Annotated in this window: 19 protein-coding genes and 1 riboswitch; of the genes, 5 read left to right on the plus strand and 14 right to left on the minus strand. The window is 41.5% G+C overall.

Translation table 11 applies throughout. From position 1 onward, the window contains the following. Positions 1–60: 60 nt before the first annotated feature. Positions 61–348: a hypothetical protein gene (locus FZC78_RS04575; protein ID WP_148938465.1), complete on the plus strand. Its 288-nt coding sequence runs from the start codon at positions 61–63 to the stop codon at positions 346–348. Between the two features lie 5 nt (positions 349–353). Here the strand turns inward: FZC78_RS04575 and FZC78_RS04580 are convergent, their stop codons facing one another. The 13 genes from FZC78_RS04580 to FZC78_RS04640 all read right to left on the minus strand — a co-directional run bounded on the left by FZC78_RS04580 (position 354) and on the right by FZC78_RS04640 (position 14,331). Then, the gene (locus FZC78_RS04580) at positions 354–1,616 is read right to left on the minus strand and encodes an EAL and HDOD domain-containing protein (RefSeq protein WP_252183503.1); all 1,263 of its coding nucleotides are present in this window, start codon (positions 1,614–1,616) and stop codon (positions 354–356) included. A gap of 594 nt (positions 1,617–2,210) precedes the next feature. Further along, entirely contained in the window at positions 2,211–3,500 is a 1,290-nt protein-coding gene (locus FZC78_RS04585; protein WP_148938466.1) for an NCS2 family permease, read from the minus strand. A gap of 566 nt (positions 3,501–4,066) precedes the next feature. Beyond that, positions 4,067–4,537: a 6,7-dimethyl-8-ribityllumazine synthase gene (gene ribH, locus FZC78_RS04590; protein ID WP_113929275.1), complete on the minus strand. Its 471-nt coding sequence runs from the start codon at positions 4,535–4,537 to the stop codon at positions 4,067–4,069. Between the two features lie 12 nt (positions 4,538–4,549). Beyond that, positions 4,550–5,743 carry a bifunctional 3,4-dihydroxy-2-butanone-4-phosphate synthase/GTP cyclohydrolase II gene (locus tag FZC78_RS04595; RefSeq protein ID WP_148938467.1) on the minus strand — a complete coding sequence of 398 codons (1,194 nt, stop codon included), beginning with the start codon at positions 5,741–5,743 and terminating at the stop codon, positions 4,550–4,552. A gap of 28 nt (positions 5,744–5,771) precedes the next feature. After that, complete coding sequence (locus FZC78_RS04600) at positions 5,772–6,428, minus strand: riboflavin synthase (protein ID WP_148938468.1); 657 nt, start codon at positions 6,426–6,428, stop codon at positions 5,772–5,774. A gap of 9 nt (positions 6,429–6,437) precedes the next feature. Next, entirely contained in the window at positions 6,438–7,529 is a 1,092-nt protein-coding gene (gene ribD / locus FZC78_RS04605) for a bifunctional diaminohydroxyphosphoribosylaminopyrimidine deaminase/5-amino-6-(5-phosphoribosylamino)uracil reductase RibD (RefSeq protein WP_148938469.1), read from the minus strand. Positions 7,530–7,658: 129 nt separating this feature from the next. Next, a riboswitch (FMN riboswitch) is annotated at positions 7,659–7,804 on the minus strand. Between the two features lie 439 nt (positions 7,805–8,243). Further along, entirely contained in the window at positions 8,244–8,909 is a 666-nt protein-coding gene (locus tag FZC78_RS04610; protein ID WP_148938470.1) for a hypothetical protein, read from the minus strand. 640 nt (positions 8,910–9,549) lie between these two features. Then, positions 9,550–10,431, minus strand: a complete 882-nt coding sequence (locus tag FZC78_RS04615; protein WP_148938471.1) for a patatin-like phospholipase family protein — start codon at positions 10,429–10,431, stop codon at positions 9,550–9,552. Positions 10,432–10,514: 83 nt separating this feature from the next. Continuing rightward, positions 10,515–11,369 carry a GNAT family N-acetyltransferase gene (locus tag FZC78_RS04620; protein ID WP_148938472.1) on the minus strand — a complete coding sequence of 285 codons (855 nt, stop codon included), beginning with the start codon at positions 11,367–11,369 and terminating at the stop codon, positions 10,515–10,517. 269 nt (positions 11,370–11,638) lie between these two features. After that, complete coding sequence (locus FZC78_RS04625; protein WP_252183504.1) at positions 11,639–12,415, minus strand: ABC transporter permease; 777 nt, start codon at positions 12,413–12,415, stop codon at positions 11,639–11,641. Beyond that, positions 12,412–13,317: an ABC transporter ATP-binding protein gene (locus FZC78_RS04630; RefSeq protein ID WP_148938473.1), complete on the minus strand. Its 906-nt coding sequence runs from the start codon at positions 13,315–13,317 to the stop codon at positions 12,412–12,414. Before FZC78_RS04630 ends, FZC78_RS04625 begins: the two co-directional genes overlap by 4 nt. Further along, positions 13,314–13,529 carry a PLD nuclease N-terminal domain-containing protein gene (locus FZC78_RS04635; protein ID WP_148938474.1) on the minus strand — a complete coding sequence of 72 codons (216 nt, stop codon included), beginning with the start codon at positions 13,527–13,529 and terminating at the stop codon, positions 13,314–13,316. The genes FZC78_RS04630 and FZC78_RS04635 overlap by 4 nt, the downstream gene beginning before the upstream one ends. Before the next feature lie 478 nt (positions 13,530–14,007). Then, entirely contained in the window at positions 14,008–14,331 is a 324-nt protein-coding gene (locus tag FZC78_RS04640; protein WP_148938475.1) for a DUF4870 domain-containing protein, read from the minus strand. A gap of 332 nt (positions 14,332–14,663) precedes the next feature. Here FZC78_RS04640 and FZC78_RS04645 point away from each other — a divergent pair, with 332 nt between their 5' ends. From FZC78_RS04645 to FZC78_RS04660, 4 genes are all read left to right on the plus strand, one after another. Further along, a complete protein-coding gene (locus tag FZC78_RS04645; RefSeq protein ID WP_148938809.1) occupies positions 14,664–15,443 on the plus strand; it encodes an undecaprenyl-diphosphate phosphatase in 780 nt (259 codons plus the stop codon). A 12-nt stretch (positions 15,444–15,455) separates the two neighbouring features. Continuing rightward, on the plus strand, positions 15,456–16,058 hold the full coding sequence (locus FZC78_RS04650) for a DedA family protein (RefSeq protein WP_252183505.1): 603 nt from the start codon (positions 15,456–15,458) through the stop codon (positions 16,056–16,058). 87 nt (positions 16,059–16,145) lie between these two features. Beyond that, complete coding sequence (locus FZC78_RS04655; protein WP_148938476.1) at positions 16,146–17,276, plus strand: amidohydrolase; 1,131 nt, start codon at positions 16,146–16,148, stop codon at positions 17,274–17,276. A 282-nt stretch (positions 17,277–17,558) separates the two neighbouring features. Then, positions 17,559–18,110 (plus strand): GNAT family N-acetyltransferase, encoded by a 552-nt coding sequence (locus tag FZC78_RS04660; protein ID WP_148938477.1) that lies wholly within the window; start codon positions 17,559–17,561, stop codon positions 18,108–18,110. A 1,159-nt stretch (positions 18,111–19,269) separates the two neighbouring features. Here FZC78_RS04660 and FZC78_RS04665 read toward each other — a convergent pair. Continuing rightward, the gene (locus FZC78_RS04665; protein WP_148938478.1) at positions 19,270–20,340 is read right to left on the minus strand and encodes an undecaprenyldiphospho-muramoylpentapeptide beta-N-acetylglucosaminyltransferase; all 1,071 of its coding nucleotides are present in this window, start codon (positions 20,338–20,340) and stop codon (positions 19,270–19,272) included. Between the last annotated feature and the right edge of the window lie 38 nt (positions 20,341–20,378).

Below are 20,378 nucleotides of genomic sequence, written 5' to 3' on the forward strand. Positions count from 1 at the left end.
TTGGGCGAAACACGGTATCCTTAATCTGTAACAACTTAAATCCTGAGGAGGATTGAATGGATGACAGAAGAATTCAAGTTCTACTTTTCTGTAAAAAAAGTAGTTGTAATAGAGGATGCCCATAATACAAAAGAAGTGCTTGTTCATACCAAAATAAAAAAAGGCAGAAATCTAGTCTGCCTTGAGAACGTATTTCCAGTCAGAATCACAGATATCGGTATCTTCCCCGTGCCTAAAGCTATAGCTGAAAATGTTACGGATCCGGCTCTGCGCAGGACTCTCCCTTTTGAGCTGAAAAGGTATATTAAACCACAGAAGCGTTTTCTAGAGCCAGGTGATTATAGCTGATCAACTTATGCTTTAAGGTTTTCTGCCTGAAGGTATTCTGCTTTTAACAGGCCCTCTGCCCATTGACACGCTTGAATGTAGAAGTGATTATACTCATTTTGAGTCATATTGATATCTAATTCCGCACTGCCGGCCTTTTCCCAGTCTGCCTGCTCAATAGCCGTAACAAGATCGAGTACTTTCTTTAAATTATTTTGCTTCCCTCTCAAGGCATTGCAAATATCATCTTGCAGCGGCATATCCTTTAACACTTTTCCTATGGGCTGCCCAATTATGTCTTCTATTAAAGAAAACATCCCTGTAAGAAAAAAACTGGAGGGAACAGCTTCTTCTGACAGCTTGGTTGAAATTAACTCACACATTTTTGCACGGGTAAGGCATAATCTGATGTTCTCCTCCGATATTTGGCTGGCTGAACCTGTCATGTCGCGTATAGCCAGGACATAAATCCACCGCTGGATTTCAATCAATCCCAAAAGAATGATCGCCTGCCTGATTGAGTTGACTTTGTGCTTGGGCCTGTATGCGGGTGAATTAATGAGTTTGAGCAGTTTATAGGACAGTGAAAGATCCTGTTCTATAAGTTCTGAAATTCTTTCCATATTCGGTTCACTCATTTCCAGACTTTGTATGACTTCATAGTAAGAATGAAAATAGACAGGAACATCATATGTGCTTAATATCACAGGTTTACTGAAGAAGAACCCTTGAAACAAAGTATATCCCCGCTTCTTTGCTTCTTCGAAATCTCTTCGCGTTTCCACTTTTTCTGCCAGGAGCTTTATGTCCAGCAGTCTTGTAATCAATTCAATCTCTTCCCTTTTTTCCTCTGTAACAGCCAGCATGTCCACTTTAATATAGTCAGCCAGCTTCATTAATTCTTTGCAGTACGGGTTTTCTTTGTCAAATACAAAGTCATCCAAAGCTATCTTATAACCAAGCTTTCTGAGTTCTCTGCAGATATTAATGATTTCAGGTGAAGGTTGAACAGTTTCAAGGATTTCTACAACGATTTCTCTCGGCCTGAAGTAAGTGGGAACCTTCAGCTTCAGCAGCGTTTCTGTAAAATTGATAAAGCAGGGCTTGCCTCCTGAGAGCTGATCGATCCCTATATTCAAAAAACTGTTTATGATGACGTCAGCTGTCGCTCTGTCACCGTCTATATCAGGAAAGAAGTTTTCTTGATTATTTCTGTACAATAATTCATAGGCAATGGTTTCTTCATTTTCGTTGAAGATAGGCTGCCTCGCTACAAAAACTTCCATCATTATTCACTCCTAAGAGAAAATGAAAATATCTATAATAGTTCTAAAACCTCAGCAAAAAGGGTAAAATTTGAATATTCACTCTCCTAGAATACCAATAAACAAACCATTCGTCTATCCAATAAACCCCATATGCTTCACTGTTCTAAAGCACCAAATCCTCGATCGCGCTTTAATGCGGCAAAGAAACCTTTAATTTCATTCCTGGATCTCTACATCCAAATGAAAACAGCATCAGGGACATAAGCCCCTGATGCTGTTTTCATTTTGTTTAGGAAATTATAAAATCACCTTTGGATACCTTATAGCTATATAACCACGTGCAGCTATAGCGCCTGAGCGTCCGTACCCACTGGAACGCACTTAGCCCCTCGGGGTCAAATAACCCTCAGAGAATAAAAGGAAAGAACGCCTTTTTTCTCTGAGGAACATTTGCCTGTCGGGGCTGGACAAGGCGCTTCCGCTTTTGATCCGTCCAGCTGCAGCGCCTAGCCCCTCTGGGTCAAATAACCCTCAGAGAATAAAAGGAAAGAGCGCCTTTTTTCTCTGAGGAACATTTGCCTGTCGGGGCTGGACAAGGCGCTTCCGCTTTTGATCTTAATGTACTGAATGGACAAGGAAATTGACCAAAAACAGTCCTGCAATTATATATAAAGGAAGAGATACATCTTTAGCCTTTCCATTTGCGATCTTCAAGATAGGATATAAAATGAATCCGATGGCTATTCCATCCGCTATACTATACGTAAATGGAATCATCGCAATAATGAAGATGGCCGGAAATGCTTCAGTTAAATCTCTTAAATCCATATGCCTGATATTCTGGATCATCAATCCGCCGATTATCATCAGGATCGGAGCAATCGCGTGGTCCGGTATCCACTTAAGATATGGAATGAACAACGTCGAAGCCAGGAAAAGCACACCCGTCGTTAAAGAAGTCAGCCCGGTTCTTCCGCCTGCCGCTATGGCCGCGGCACTTTCCACTGTCGATACAGTCGGACTTGTTCCAAACACTCCACATGTAGCTGCTGAAAAAGCATTAGACTGAAAAGCCTTTGGATACTTTTCAGGAGTTCCAGCCATATCCATATGGCCATGCACTAATCCTATATTTTCAAATACCAATACCATAGTAATGGAAAAAGCAGCAATCCAAAACGGAAGCTCCACTATTTTGGCAAATGACATCTCGCCGAATACAGACGCATATTCTGACAAACCCATCCCTGATTGACCTGTTTGAGGTTCAATCCCGAAAAGAAAGCCAAGCACAGTTCCAAAACCAATGCTCCATAGAAACCCGCCTTTAACATTTCTAATGAAAAGAAAAATCGCCACAAGAAAAGTCAAGATAGCCGCTATGACTTTAACATCACTAATATCTCCCAAACTGATCAAGGCACTGGAACCCCGCTCCACAATACCGCCTTTTTCAAGACCGATCAGCAGCAGAAACATTCCAAGTCCGACTGTGATAGCTTCCTTAAGAGCTTTAGGAATGGCTTTTGATAAAATACTTGATAACCTTGTAAAAGCAACAACCATGAATAACAGTCCTGAAACAAAAACAGCCGCCAGGGCTTCCTGCCATGTAAGGCCCATCGATTCCACCATTGTAAAAGTGAACATCGCATTGATTCCCATTCCGGGAACCAAAAGAATCGGTGCGTTAGCCCAAAATGCCATTACCAGGCATCCAAAAAATGACGCCAGAATGGTGGCCATTACCGCTCCTTCAAACGGCATTCCCGCCTCCGAAAGAATCATTGCATTGACAGCAATAATATAAACAATCGTAAAATAGCCGATTGCTCCTGCCGTCACTTCTTTCTTAACTGTTGTTCCGTGCTGCTCTAAACGAAAAATACCTCCTGTTGTTTTCATAAATATCATGTCCTCACGACACAGCCCTCTCCCTACCCGCTTACCCAAAAAGGGAAGCCACAAGGATTAATTTTAGCAGATGTACGTACCTTTGCCAATATGTATCTTGTTCTGAGCAGCGGTTCAATACTTCCTATATTGCGGTCCGAATGCTGATCTTTGATAGAGAAGTAAATTTCCTTATTTATAAAAGCTGTTTTAAGTGGTTGAAATAAGAGATTTTCTTCATAACAACGCTCGGAAAATGGCATTACTTATAAAACAGCCATAATCTTTGTGAAAGGCTCTTTTCGTAAACTTTGTTGTTGTTTGGTTCTAATTCCGAAAAAAATAACCATAATTCACATGAATAACCTAGAAATTATGAAAAGAAAAGAGCTGCTCTCCCCGATTAGAAAGAAAACCTTCAGTATCCGGGGAAAAATCCGGCTCTTGGGATTTTTCCAAAAGCCACAATATATGCGAAAACAGCCTTGTGAAAACAGCAAAAAAACGCAGACGGTTAAAACACCCTCTGCGTTTTCGCATAAAAGCCAGCCATCGTAATGGCGTCGTATCGCTGAATATTATTGATTGATTTGGCGGATAAGATTAGCCATTTCAATAGCACTGACAGCTGCTTCCCATCCTTTGTTTCCTGCTTTTGTTCCTGCACGTTCAATCGCCTGCTCGATCGTATCGGTTGTCAAAACACCGAAGATAACCGGAACTTCCTCTTGAAGGCCGACATTGGCTACGCCTTTTGCTACTTCTCCGCTCACATATTCAAAGTGTGCAGTTGCTCCCCTGATTACAGTGCCGAGTGTGATGACGGCATCATACTTTTTCGATGCAGCCAGCTTCTTGGCGATGACCGGAATTTCAAATGCACCCGGTACCCATGTGACTGTAATATCAGCTTCGTCGATTCCATGTCTTTTCAGAGCATCTTCTGCCCCGCCCAATAACTTGCTTGTGATGAATTCGTTAAAGCGGGCAACTACGATCGCAACCTTTAATCCTGATCCTACTAAATTACCTTCATAAATTGTTTTCATTGTGTATCCTCCTTAGAATTGAAGTAAGTGTCCTAACTTACCTTTTTTAGTTTTTAAGTATTTTTCATTTTCTGCTTTTGACGGCATCTGGATTGCGACTCGTTCTTCAACCTCCAAGCCGTATCCTTTGATTCCGGTAATTTTTCGCGGGTTATTTGTTAAGAGCCTCATCTTGGTTACTCCCAGATCTTTGAGGATTTGCGCTCCTATCCCATAGTCACGCAAGTCAGCGGCAAATCCAAGTTTATGATTTGCTTCGACCGTGTCAAGTCCTTCTTCTTGAAGCTTGTAGGCTTTCATCTTGTTGACCAGGCCGATTCCCCGCCCTTCCTGACGCATATACAACAAGACTCCATGGCCTTCTTTCTCAATTTGTGAAAGTGCTGCATGCAGCTGCGGACCGCAATCACAGCGATTGGAACCGAATACGTCACCAGTTAAGCATTCTGAATGGACCCTTACCAGCACTGGTTCTTCAGGACGGATTTCTCCTTTGATCAGTGCAACATGCTCCTGACCTGTCAGTTTTTCCGTGTAAGCTACTGCTTTAAAATCGCCGAATTCAGTAGGCATACTGATTTCCACTTCTTTTTCCACCAGCTTTTCTTCTTTCCTTCTGTAGGCAATCAAATCCTGTATGGTGATCATTTTCAAGTTGAATTTCTCTGCAATAGTCTTAAGTTCAGGCACCCTGGCCATTGTGCCATCGGGATTCATGATCTCGCAAATGACACCCGCCTGTGCTGCGCCGCATAGGGAAGCCAGGTCAACGGCAGCTTCCGTATGGCCGGCCCTTTTGAGAACACCGCCTTTTTTTGCTATCAGCGGGAATATATGTCCTGGGCGTTTTAAATCACTTGGCTTCGCCTCTTCTTTTATCATTTCCAGTATTGTTGTTGACCGCTCGAACGCACTGATACCTGTAGATGTATTGATATGGTCCACGCTGATCGTGAATGCTGTGCCATATGGATCGGTATTTTGATCAGTCATCGGATTCAATTGCAGCTGTGAAGCTTTTTCTGCCGTGATAGGCGTACAAATCAAGCCTCTTCCCTCTGCAGCCATGAAGTTGATGACTTCAGGGGTCGCTTTTTCTGCAAGAGATACGAAATCTCCTTCATTTTCACGGTCCTCATCATCTATGACTATAATCACTTTTCCTGTTTTTAAATCTTCCAATGCTTCCTCGATTGTATTAAACAATTAGTCCGCCTCCTTCTCAACCACTTAGTCATCCCATGAAGCCATGCTGTGTCAGGAAATCTGTTCCAATATCCTTTTTACCAGAATTTCCGGGCCTGCCGCCATTCATAAATTTATAAATATATTTTGCCATCATATCGCACTCAAGGTTGACAATATCGCCTGCCTTTTTACTCCCGAGGATCGTGTCATGTCTTGTTTGCGGAATCAAAGAAACGGTAATTGTGTTATGTTCCGTTCTAAACACGGTTAGAGACGTGCCATCCAGACAAACAGATCCTCTATCAATAAAATATCGTGTTAACTCTTCCGGAATTTCAATGGTGATGTAGAGAGCATTCTCGACAAGCTGAGTGGACGCGATGATTCCAGTCCCATCAATATGCCCTGTCACAAAATGACCCCCAAAACGTCCATTGGCAGCCATTGCTCTTTCAAGGTTTACAGGAGCTCCTGCCCCCAGGAGCTTCAATGATGTATGGTCAAAGGTCTCAGGCATTACATCAACTGTGAATGAGCGGCTGCTGAAGGAAGTCACAGTCAGGCAGGTGCCGTTAACCGAAATACTGTCTCCCAGCTTCACATCTTCCAGCACCTTTTTCGCCGAGATCGAAAGCACCATGGAAGCAGACGATTTGCTGATTTTCTCAATTGTACCGATCTCTTCAATTATTCCGGTAAACATTTATTTAGCTCATCCCTTCCTCAATGGCTTGGCAATAATCTTCAGATCATTACCGATATTTTCTACAGAAGAAAACTCTAATTCATCACCATCTGAGATAAGCGGAAACCCTCTCCCCCCAAAACTGGAGAAGGCATCAGATCCGCCAACAAGCTTAGGTGCTATATAGATAACCACTTCCTGATACGCCTTTTCTCGTAAAAAAGAAAAATGTACAGCAGAGCCGCCTTCTACTAAGAGAGAAGTAATTTTCAGCTCGCCAAGCCGTTTTAAAACTTGATTAATCGAAATATCTTGAGAATGCAGTTGTTCAATTCTTGCTCCTTTATCAAGCAGGAGTTCTTTTTTCTCCATCGAGGCATTTTTTCCACAGAAAATAATCGTTTCTGCCTCTTGTACATCTAAAATTCTGCTTTCACTCGGAATTTTTAAACTTGAATCCAAAACTATTCGAATGGGATTTTTTCCACCTCGGGGCAATCGGGTGGTGAGAAGGGGGTTATCTTGTATGACCGTATTTACTCCAACTAAAATGGCATCGTGAGTATGCCGGTACTTATGTACATCCAGCCTGGACTGTTCAGAAGTGATCCACTTGCTGTCTCCTGTATAGGAGGCTGTTTTACCGTCAAGTGTCATGGCTGTTTTCAGCGTGACATAAGGGGTCTGGTTCTGGATAAAATGAAAGAAATGCGCATTTAAATCCAGTGCCTCTTTTTCACAGATACCTGTAGCTACTTCGATCCCGGCTTTTTTCAGGATGTCAATCCCTTTGCCGGCGACTAATGGATTGGGGTCCATGCTTGCTATAAACACTCTTTTTAATTTGTTTTCAACGATAAGGTTGGCACACGGAGGCGTTTTCCCGGTATGTGCACAGGGTTCTAAAGTGACATAGATGTCTGCACCCTCTGCCCTCTTACCGGCCTGCCTAATGGCGTTAACCTCTGCATGCGGGTCCCCGGCTTTCAAATGGGCACCCAGTCCGGCAATTTCTCCGTCTTTCACTACCACTGCACCGACAGCGGGATTCGGTGAGGTCTGTCCCTTGCCTGCTTTGGCGAGCGACAGTGCTAATTCCATGTATTCACGTTCCTGCAAGGATTGGTCCTCCTTCCTGATGCAATAGGTCCCCAAACATATTGCTGATAATAAAAACCCTGAGTGGTTGGAGCACTCAGGGAGACAGTCATAATTAAATAAGCGTATAAAAATGAAATTTTTACGCGCTTCTTCCTTCTCCCATCCAGACTTTAACTGTCGGCCTTGGAGTTTCACCAAATCCACCGTCATTTGCTAAAATGACGGGTCACGGACTAAGAACACTTTCGTTCATCACCGCCGGTAGGGAATTTCACCCTGCCCCGAAGGAATACTATTCGATTGAGTTTACTATACCATAATAATAAAACAGTTGCATCACAGAATGCTTGAATGTTCACACATTAATGTTTTGTGCCTTCAAAGCGAAAACCGAGCTGATATTGCCTTGGTATGCAGGTCATAAACGATTGGCAGTGAGTGGTTACATCATGTTTTATACTCTTTTGGTATCTTTAAATACCCTATCGAAGAAACCTATAAATCCTTTTCTCTTGTAGCATGCCCAAAACCATCCTATTGCCAATTCGATTATCTTAAACACTGTTCATCTCTTTCATTAACTCAAATTTAAAGGCTGTTTTCACCTATATTGTTGCCTTCGGATATCCCCGGGTACTAAGAGTTATATTTTCCCTTCTAGATAATGATATTTTTCAGAATTAGTATCAAATAGCTACAAAGTTTACCAAAAGAGCCAATTTAAAAGAACAACTAAATCAGGTAGTAATTGTCCATGTACAGCACTGCAAAAAGGATGCCCCATATTCGTTGCTCATCATCCACTCTCTCAAATCGAAGAATAAGGCTTGAAGGATCAAACAACTGCTGAATTTCAGCGGGCATGCGGCCTTGAGTTATCGAGCACACCTTTTTTTCATTTACGGTCAGGCTCCAGCCTTCTCCTTGGTTCAGTAGTGAAATTTCATTTCCGTCAGCGTCATTCCAATTTCCATGGGTTTTAACAAATCTCCTATAGTCGCCTTGGCATTCAAGTTCCACTGACCCCTTGCCTTTTTTAACTATAGCCTGTAAATCACTTATATCCAGTTTCCACGAGCCATTTTTAGAAGAACAACAGCCTTTCATTACTCCGTCAAAGCCAAAGAAATGATAGGTTTTGTCCTTTTTAGTCACAACCAGACAAGCCCCATTTCTATCAGCAGAAGACTTTATGGCAGCCCTTGAACGTTTTACTTCTCTCTCGTATATCAAATACATGAAAACGCAGGATATTCCTAGCAAAATTAAGGTTAAATAGAAAAGAATATGCAGACCTCGAATGAGAACGCTCAGCAGCACAGCAAGAGCCAGTATCACTACTGCACTTTTAAAATAATGAAGGCTTATCTTTTTATAGAAGAGAGTTATATTCATCATGAAGTCACTCCTTAATAGAGTTCTTTTCATATTATGAAATTGCTAGAGAAAAAAGAACAGCTGCAAAAGAAGTCTACTTAAATTATTTGAATACTTTACAAAACCCTGCTGCGGGCACCTAGCGGGTGTCTAGCTGCCCAAACTCATCAGTTCAGCCTGACGGTATATGAAAGGCCAAGATAGATTTGGAAATCTTTGAGATATTTACTACAGGGAATACGACAGCCTTGCAAACTAGGAGGATATTAAAACAGTATTAATGATGACAAGGTGCATGCGGAGCGGGTTCAACTATGGGTTAGTAAAATGGGAGGAAAAGAAAAGGTAAAGAAGGTATTTTTTCGATGGCTCTTTTCGTAAACTTTTCTATTTGATACTAATTCCGAAGAAATATCAGTAAGGTAAAATAAGATAATACCGAAAAGAAAAGAGCTGCTCTTCCCCGATAAATAAAACTCTAAGTATCCTGGGATATCAAAAGCAGCAATATAGGCGAAACAGCCTTTTCGATTAACCAGATTTATATCGCATCAACAGTACCAAGAGAAACGATAGTAAAATAGCTGGGGAATTGTAAAAAAAGGCAAAAACGTTTCATCACATGAACCGATTCTGCCTTTTTTGCAAATAACTGTAAAATTCAACTTAACGTCACCATTTGTGATTGTACATCCTTCCATGCCAACAGCTCTTTAAATTTCCGCTCGGCATCCGCATATCCTTGGTTGTATAAATCCTCAAGTTTCCTTGGATTACGCTCGATTCTACCGACTTTTAACGGCATTTCAGGACGGATAATAAACACGCTGCCCCTCTCTTCTTCCTTTTCCAGGTATTCAACCGTCTCATTATATACTTTATAACGGTTCATCATGGCTTCTCTTAGACCAGGATATTGAGGGTATTTTCGTTTAACCAGGTAATTAAACTTCGATGGGCTTTTTAAATAACCTTTATTCCTTGTCAGAATGACGACGTTCTTTGGATAACCGTCCGTTTCCGCTTTCCTAACAGGTATCGGGTCGCTGATTCCGCCATCAAGTAAGTGGCGGGATTGAAACTGTACAACTGGCGCCACGAATGGAAGCGAGCTTGATGCACGAATGGGCGTCAAAACATCTTCACCATAATCGCTTCTATTGTGATAGACAGACTCGCCCGTATGGCAGTCTGTTGTCCCAATTACAAATTGGGAAATGCTTTTTTGGAAAGCTTCATAGTCATATGGAACAATTTTATTGGGAATTTCATTAAATACGAAATCCATCCCAAACAGTTCTCTTTTTTTAAAATAGTTTCTCCACGACAGGTAATTCGGATCTCCTGCAAACCCGATGTTCACTTTTTTGTTTCTTCCTTTTTGCTTAGACAGGTATGAGGCCGCAATACAAGCACCTGCTGAAACCCCGATAACGTATGGAAACTCGACTTCGTTTTCTAAAAGGTACTCCAGGACTCCTGCTGTATATACTCCTCTCATTCCCCCGCCTTCCAGTACAAGTCCGGTTTGTTCGAAAAGCATCTTTCTTTCACCTCTTCAAAGTTTTTGCATTTTATAACTCTCTTGATTAGTGTCTCATAGTAAGGAAAGAATGTGTATTAATCTTACTCTTCATTAAAGATAGACTTTAAAGGGATGATAACTGCACCGCATTCTTTTTCGTAATATTCTATAGGTCCAGCTTCACCTAATACAATATAGGCATAATTCTTTTCTTTCATATCTTGAAGTGCTTGATGAAGAAGCATGCTTCCCACTCTGTTATTTCTTTCAGTTTTCAACACGCCCATAGGACCGTAAATCCCTTTTTGGCTGCGATAGACATCATAGGAAGAAAATCCGATTAGCCTTGACCCTTCCCAAGCAAGAAAGATGGGAATATCTTTTTGCTGGAATCCATTGAGAATCGACTCTGTCCAAGATCCTCCAAAGTTTTCCTCTACAAATTTAATGACTGCCGGCTGGTGCTCCTTTTCTGCTCTTTTAATCACTGCCTGTTGATCTGAGATTTCTTTTTTAGTGTATGTATTCAAGAAAACGAGCAAGTCGCGGGCCGTCGTTACTGCAGCTTTTATTTTTTCATGGGGAAGTGCTTTAAGGAATTGCTGCTCTTCTTCAGACCAGTATTGATAGAATGATTTTATGATATGTCCTTCGTTCAGATAAAGTTGATTGTAATTCTGCATGATTTCGAGGGCTCTGTTCCATACCTGCTCTGTTCTTCTGGAAATACTTCTTGAAAAGTCTTTATGAGGAACACTCACCTCTTCTTTAGCCCTTTTTAAGACAAGGAGATCATGAATTTCTTCTTCCATCAGCAGGTACATTTCCATCAGTGTTCCCTTCCTTACAAGAGCCGCCCCGAGAAACAGATCCACTGGTTCAACCGGCCCCTCACTGACTGCCTCCGCGTGGCTTATTAAACTTTTTACCTTATTCGTAAGAAAATACGTTTCCATTCCTTTTCCCCCTATAGACAAAAGACCGATTCTCTACCAGAACCGGCCTTGGTTTCTTTACTATATTCTACAAGAGTTTTATTTTTCCTATGCTAATTTCCTTTTTTTGAAAGACTGTTTTTGTATTAACTGTTGCTTTCGGAAAATCCCAAGAGTCCGATTTTTCCCCGGATACTAGGGTTTTCCTCTCTAATCGAGTGCAGCTCTTTTCTTTCTTACCACTATTTGCGGTGATATCGTACGTATTCCATGTTAAATAGCAACGAAGTTTACGAAAAGAGCCTTTTGAAAAGCAATGGTGTGGCCGTCATGATAAGGATGATGATTCCGAGTGTGATAATTAAGGTTAAATTCAAATCAGTGGACCAATTTCCGTTTACAAGAATTTCAGTTACATAAGAAGTGATTTGTGAAGGAGACCATTTTAATTGGCTGGAAAGCATACTTGAGAAAAATGTAATAAAAATCGAGAGTCCGATTGTTGAGAAAGCTGCTAAACCAGGGGAAGATGTCAGGCTGCTTAAAAAGATTGTCAACGTAACAATGAAGGACAACCAAATTCCATAAGCCAGCAATGCTTGAATGAAATCAGACACCGCAATGCCATCAAATAATATATTGATATAGTAGCAACTTGCAACCATCCCTATTACATAGGAAACCCCGACAAGAATTATAGCAGCGGCCCATTTTGACAGAATATAGCTAAAAAACGATACGGGTTTAACCAGCACAAGAGAGGCGCTTCCATTCTTTCTTTCTCCTGCCACAGTCCCCATAAAACCCAGAACAATTACCAGGACGCCCAACGTGCTGTACTGACTTATCACAGCAAGAAGCACTTCTTGGGACGATGGAGGGGGAATTTCAATGACTGCCCCTTCAGGAAGGTTTCCCACTGCATCCAAAATATCAGGCATATAAAAGGCAGTCAAAGGTTCTGTAATCCCAAATAAGATGAATATAATCGGCATCCAAATCCATTTGAAGTTTCTCCTTGATTCAAGCAATTCTTTCCTAAGAAGTACGAAGAATTGTTTCATCATTTAACCACCTTCATGAATATATCTTCCAGACTGCTCTCGCTTGTTTCGAATCTAATGAGTGGAAGCGCATGCTGAACAGCAATCTGCAGTATTTCATTTCTCGCCTTACTGATATTTACAACTTTAAGCAGGATAGTGTCACCATGTATTGTATGTTCCTGAAAAAATGGACTGCCTATGAAATGCTTGATGAATTGATCGGCTGTTTCTTCAAACTGTAATATAAGAACTGCCTCTTTATATCTCTCTTTAATGTCCTGCAAGGCCCCGCCTTCTACTAAATTTCCATTATGGAGAAACAAGACATCATCACAGATTTCTTCTGCATCATTTAAAATATGTGTGGAGAAGAGGATGGTTGTATCTTTTTTCAACCTTCCCATCAATTCCAGCACTTCTCTTCTTCCAAAAGGATCCAGCGCTGACACTGGTTCGTCGAGCATAAGCAATTTAGGTTTGTGAATTAACGCCTGAGCTATGCCAAGCCTTTGCTTCATTCCGCCTGAAAACGCTCCTATCTTCCGAACTTTTGCGTCTGCAAGGCCGACGAGATCAAGAAGATCACCGGTTCGTTCTTGGGCTTCTTTCTTTGACATTCCCGTAATTTCACCAGAGAATATCATGTACTCCTCCCCGGACATCCACTCAAAGAAAGATGGGTACTGGGGCAGGTAGCCGATTAACGACCGCAGATCCTTGGTCTGGGGCAGAAGATCCGAATGCACACTTCCTGAACTGGGAGTAATGAGTCCCGCGAGCATTTGAATGGTGGTTGTCTTTCCCGCCCCATTAGGTCCCAGCAGTGCTGTGCACTTTCCTTCTTCCAATTGAAAGGTCACGTTGTTGACCGCAAGCTTTTCTTTATATTCTTTTCTTAACTCTTTAACAGTGATGACATTCATCCATTTTGTCTCCTTCCAATGACAAAGTAGATAATGGGTCCAATAATGTTGATAAATAATATGATCAATACCCACAGCCATTTCGGTCCATTGGTATTCTTGATCCTAATTAAATCCACAAGAGCCGTAACTATTAAAATGAGCTGGATGATCAGCAAAGGAGCAACCAGCCCCCAGTTGATTGATTCTAAAACTTGTTGTAGTTCTGTCATTTTATATTCCTCCTCATTATTTCTTTTGTATTCTCGATGATAATACGAAGAAGAGGAAAAAACGTTCAATAATTATTAAATTTTTTTAAAGAAATCTTTAGCTCTTAGTAAATATCCGTTTCTTCTTATAAGAAGGCCCTTTTCGCCATTTTATATTTATCCCGAAAAGAATAACCCTGCTTCACCGGTTTAACCTGGTAATAATGAAAGGCTCTTTTCGTAAACTTTGTTGCTATTTGATATTAATTCCAAAAAAACTATTCATAATTCATCTTACTAACCTTGTGATCGTGAAAAGAAAAGAGCTGCTTTCCCCCGTTAGAGAGAAACCCTTTAGTATACGGGGGCAAATACGGCTCTTGGGATTTTCCTAGAAGCCGCAATGAATGAGAAAACACTATAAGAAAAGCCGTCTGCACTTTTGCGCAGACGGCTTTTCTTTCACAATTCAACGTGGTTACTCGTTAAATCTTATTCCTTATAAAATGCGGAAAATCGCTGGAATTCGGTAGTACTCTCCTTCATATGCCTTTATCGCTCCAAGGATTGTAAAAATGAAGGCAAGCAGTCCGACAATCGGTGCAAGGATAAATCCGATCAGGACTAACATCAGCAGCGAACTTATCAGTCCATAGATGAAATAGGAAATAAGAAAGTTGATATACTCTTTTCCGTGATGGTCGATATACTCTGATTCGTCTTTCTTGATGAGCCAGATAACCAGCGGTCCAATGAAAACTGTAAAGAAGCTGATAATATAAATGAATGCGGCTAATAGTCTTTCTTCTTTTGTTGGTTCCACACTATCCCTCCTCTATAAGTCTTTTCTTGTTGGAGTTGCTGCTTTAGGATATCTCCGGATACTAAGGTTTTTCTCCTGGTGAGTGAGTTATGACGTTATTTCGATATAGATTAACTTGAAGCAGCGATTACGAAAAGAGCCACCGGAAAATATCATCTACTTAACTATACGCTTGAGAAAATGAAAAGTTTCGATTGATTTTCTTTATTCCTTTAAAGCACGAAGAGGGACTGTCCCTCTTCGTGCTTTAAAGGGGTAAAGTCAAGGCATTCTTCCGGCTTTTTTGAATATATGTTAATAGAGACCTTGTCCAGGAAGGATGAATTTTTATGATGTCTAAACTTGAAGCCTTGATATTGGGAATGATTCAGGGGCTTACCGAATTCCTGCCGATCTCCAGCACCGGCCATCTGTATATTGGACGGAAAGCGTTCGGACTTGAAGATGCGGGCCTTTTCCTGGATACGATGCTTCACCTCGGAACTCTTCTTGCGGTCCTTGTTGTCTACCAGAAGGAACTGCTGCATATGATCCGCCACCCTTTCAGCAGATTGAGCATGATACTGATCATAGGAACGATTCCTGCTGTCATCATCGGATTTTCCTTTGAAGATTATTTTGACCGAATTTCCACAACAGGAAGTACAATAGGATGGGAATTTCTCATAACAGGTCTGGTCATGTATATAGCGGATGGAGTCAAGGATGGTTATAAAAAGCTTGAAGACCTTACTTATACGGATGCATTTGTCATAGGAAGCTTTCAGGCTGCCGCCATTTTCCCTGCTCTATCAAGGTCCGGGTTAACCATAGCTGCCGGTTTATTCCGCAAACTTGACCGCCAGACAGCTGCTTACTTTTCCTTCCTGCTTTCAACTCCAGCCATCCTTGGTGGATTGCTGATTAAAGGAAAGGATCTTTTCTCAGGCCATGTTGAAGCTGTTTCCCTTCCCGCTTTGATGGTCGGAACTGCGGCTTCTGCTGTCTTCGGCTATATAGCCATTGTCGCCATGATTAACTTCCTGAAAAACCGCTCTTTGAAAATTTTCTCCTATTATGTATGGGGGCTGGGCATTCTCATTTTAGTTCTTCAATGGGCAGGAATATTTTAAGGGGTTGATGAAGTGGCACATGAATGGATATTTCAACTGCTTCAAACCCTCTCTGAATGGGGCTATCTTGGAATTGCCCTCGGATTGATGGTAGAAGTGATTCCTAGTGAATTGGTATTAAGCTATGGAGGTTTCCTGGTATCTGAAAACAAGCTTCATTTCGTTGGAGCACTTCTTGCAGGTGTAATCGGAGGTACACTGGCTCAATTATTTTTATATTGGCTTGGACTTTATGGCGGACGGCCTTTCTTTAATAAGTGGGGCAAATTTCTACTAATCAGTGAAAAACATTTGGATGCTTCGGAAGAGTGGTTTACCAAATATGGCACCTTTGTCATCTTCTCAGCCAGGTTCATCCCAGTAGTCCGGCACGCGATCTCGATTCCGGCTGGAATAGGAAAAATGAAATTTTCGTTATTCTTACTTTATACATTTGCTGCTATGATTCCTTGGACGGTTCTTTTTCTCCTTATTGGAATGGAACTCGGCGATCACTGGAAGCAGATTGAAATTATCGGAAGCCAATACATCAAGCCTATTGCCTTTTTTGCAGGAACAGGCATAGCAATTTACTTCGCTGTTCAAGCTTGGAAAGCCAGAAAGAAGAAAAATTAAGGACCGCCTTATTTCTCCAGAAACACGATTAAAAGAGGAATAAAAAAGCTAGTGTTCAAGTTCAAAACCAGTAAAGGAACTGAAGTTATGCAAACACTTATATTGAAAAATGCTACTCTCTATACCATCACATCAGGGATCATTCCTAACGGCAATGTCTGGATAGAAGAAGGAAAAATCAAAAAGATATCGACCCACTGGACCCAAACGATTCCCGGGGCAAAAACCATCGACTGTAAAGGAAAACCCCTTCTTCCCGGCTTCATTGATGTCCACACGCATCTTGGCCTTTATGACGAAGGAACAGGATGGGCAGGAAATGATGCCAACGAAACAATTGAACCGATGACTCCTCATATTCGTGCATTCGACGGAGTTTATCCTTTAGATCCCGGCTTTCAGGACGCTCTTAAATATGGTATCACCACCGTCAATGTCATGCCGGGAAGCGCCAACGTCATAGGCGGTACAACGGCAGTCATCAAGACAGCCGGCAAAAACATTGCGACTATGATGGTCCGTGAAACATCCGGCTTGAAACTGGCACTCGGCGAAAATCCAAAAAGAATTCACAGTAATGGAAACAAAGATTCCATTACCCGAATGGGAATCATGGGTATGCTGAGGGAAGCTTTTTTTCATGCAAAGTACTGTAATCAGCCAGAAGAGCTGAGAGTGGCACCGTTAGTCATGGCATTGAAAAAAGAAATTCCTGTCCGGATCCATGCACACCGAGCTGATGATATTCTTTCTGCTGTACGCTTTGCCTCTGAATTCGACCTGGATTTAAGAATTGAACACTGTACAGAGGGACATCTCATTGCAAGTGAACTGCGAGACCTGAATTTAAAAGTCAGTGTCGGTCCTACTTTCACCCGCCGCTCAAAGGTCGAGCTTAAAAACAAAAGCTGGCTGACCTATCAAGAACTGACGAATAATGGCGTTGAAGTTTCCATCACCACTGACCATCCTTATACTCCTGTCCAATATTTGAACATGTGTGCTGCCATTGCGGTAAGGGAAGGATGGAACCCCGAAAAGGCATTGGAAGGCATAACCATTAATCCTGCCAAAAACCTGGGGATCGACCACAGGCTCGGCAGTATCGAGAGAGGAAAAGATGCCGATCTGGTGCTTTGGAGCGACCATCCTTTTCATTTTATGGCGAAGCCCCTTCTAACATTAGTCAACGGGGAAATCGCTTTCAATGATTTGTAGAAAATTGGTGAATTTTTTCATAAAAAATTAACGAATTACCTATTTCCTTTTATTATTTTTTTTAGTATGATACCAACAGATGATATATTCCATTATATTGTTCACTAGCCGGGCAATTGGATATATGGCTTTTGTAATGGAGGGAAGGCAAATGGTGCGCCACCAGTTTCTTAACTGGTCTTAGTGGGTTCGATTCCCACCCCGAAATTTTTTATGCTGTTTATGAAAAATTTCGAGGGTGGAGTCTTTACACTAAAAGACTGCCCTCATGGAGGGATACAGATGATTAAGAAACGCGAATTGCAGGACTGTCATGTTCTGTTTGATTTAATGGTGCATCCGGAGGTCTTCCCTTTCGTGCGTCAAAAAGCACATTCCTACGAGGAGTTTCTCTTTTTGTCAAAAAGCACGATAGAGGCCGAAGAGCGCGGAGAATTAATTTCACGTACCATCGTTGATGAATGGGGCAGCCCGATCGGAACCATCAACCTGTTTGATATTGAAAATGGCGCCGGTTTCCTCGGAACCTGGATCGGCAAACCATACCACGGCAAAGGCTACAACAAACCAGCTAAAGATGCTTTCTTCCAAGAGCTTTTCTATGAGCTTGGAATGGAAACGGTCTTCATGAGAATCCGAAAAGTAAACATCCGCTCACAAAAAGCAGCGGAGAAACTGCCTTACGTTATCAAAGCAAATGAATTAAGGCCATCCATCTACCAGCAATTGAATGCAGATGAAGATATTTATGACCTTTATGAAATTCCAAAAGATCTATACACCATGCACCTCTACAGCACTCCTCAAGAAGAAGAGCAGGCTTTGGAGGCGTAAGAAAGCCCTGGGTTCCGTTTTTTGGGACCGGGGCTTTTTTGTTTTGAGATTGCCTGGAGGTGCAATACTGATTGAAACCTCCATTTAGAATTAAGTTTCTTTTAAACTTCTTTTTTCTGTATCTCATTCATGCGGTCTCGGAGTTCATGCTGTTTAAACCCTTTCTTTACTGCTTCAACTTCAGGAATCCTCTGAGTTCATGCTGTATGCTGTTTAGACCTATCTTTTACTGCATCAACTTCAGAGATCTCTGAGTTCATGCTGTTTAAACCCTTCTTTTACCGCATCAACTTCAGTAACCCTCTTAGTTCATGCTGTTTAAACCTTTCCTTTACTGCATCAACTTCTAGAATCTCATACTTAGTGCTGTTTAAACCCTTTCTTTACTGCATCAACTTCTAGAATCTCATACTTAGTGCTGTTTAAACACTTTCTTTACTGCATCAACTTCAGGGATCTCGGAGTTCATGCTGTTTAAACCCTTCTTTTACGGCATCAACTTCAGTAACCCTCATAGTTAGTGCTGTTTAAACCCTTCTTTTACGGCATTAACTTCAGTAACCCTCATAGTTAGTGCTGTTTAAACTCTTCCTTTACGGCATCAGCTTCAGTAACCCTCATAGTTAGTGCTGTTTAAACCCTTCTTTTACGGCATCAACTTCAGTAACCCTCATAGTTAGTGCTGTTTAACCCCTTCCTTTACGGCATCAACTTCAGTAACCCTCATAGTTAGTGCTGTTTAACCCCTTCCTTTACGGCATCAACTTCAGTAACCCTCATAGTTAGTGCTGTTTAAACCCTTCCTTTTCTGCATCAACTTCTAGAATCTAATAGTTCATGCTGTTTAACCCCTTCCTTCACTGAAAATTAACTTCAGTAATCTCAGAATTCATGCTGGCTGATATGGCTTCTGACTGCTCCGGCCCTAAGTCTAAATTTCTCTGTTGTATCAAATTCCATCAGACTGAATCGTGTTCAAAAACTTTAATTTATAGCTATCAAAATCCTCTGGGACCCCCCTCTTTTTCGTCTCCCTAAAAAACTGTTTTCGAAACTGAATCGACTCTCTCTCCCCGGACTCGATTTCTCCCCCTATACCCTCAACCATAAAAAGAGGCTGATACTTATAAGTACCGGCCTCTTCACAGCGAAAAAAATATTATTTAGATAGTCGTGATAGCTCATTAAACATGTCTTCTATGGTATAGGAAGACTTATTCTTCTCCATAGCCAAAATCATTTCTTCACTTCTTCTTTCCAATTCATCAAGGTTATGTTTAAATGTCTCAGGACTCAGTTCTTCCTCTTCAAGCTTTAGTGCGATTCCCTGCTTCACAAATGAATCGGCATTAATGATCTGGTCTCCCCTGCTCGCTTCCCTGGAAAGGGGAATCAGCAGCATTGGCTTTTTAAGGGCAAGGAATTCAAAGATGGAATTAGAACCAGCCCTTGAAATGACAAAGTCTGTCATGTCGAGGAAATGCGGCAGCTCTGTTGAAACATATTCATATTGCTTGTAGCCTTTTTGTTCAAGAGAAGTGTCAAGATTGCCTTTTCCACAAAGATGGACAATTTGATAGCTCTTCAGCAATTCGTCAAGGTTTTTCCTAACAGCTTCATTAATCTTCCGGGATCCCAGGCTTCCTCCCATAATCATCAGGATTGGTTTATTGTCATAGAATCCTGTAATCCTTTTTCCTTCCGCTTTGTCTCCGGAAAACAATTCTTCACGGATGATTGCCCCGGCACAAATCGATTTATCCGCCGGCATGCTGTTCAGTGTTTCAGGAAATGTCGTGAAGATTCTCGTCGCAAACGGAACAGCCAGCTTGTTTGCGAGTCCCGGGGTGAAATCAGATTCATGGATTGCTGTCGGTATTCCGGACATTTTTGCTGCCATTACAACAGGAACAGAAACAAAACCGCCTTTTGAAAAGATGACATCGGGCTTGGTTTTCTTTATGACCCCCATTGCTTCCATAAGCCCCTTCATAACCCTGAAAGGATCTGAAAAGTTCTTCCAAGAGAAATATCTTCGTAATTTACCGCTGGAAATTCCGTGGTAAGGAATCTCAGGAAATTGTTCTGTTATGATTTCATTTTCGATTCCATCTTTAGAACCTATATATGAGACCTTCCATCCCTGCTTTATAAAAAAGGGGATAAGGGCCGCGTTGACTGTTACATGCCCGGCAGATCCGCCGCCGGTAAAAAGTATATGTTTGCTCATAATCAAGCTCCTATCCATAAAGTATCCTTTATCATTAT

This window comes from Rossellomorea vietnamensis (assembly GCF_008180415.1).
In the GTDB taxonomy this organism is placed as follows: Bacteria; Bacillota; Bacilli; order Bacillales; family Bacillaceae_B; genus Rossellomorea; species Rossellomorea vietnamensis_C.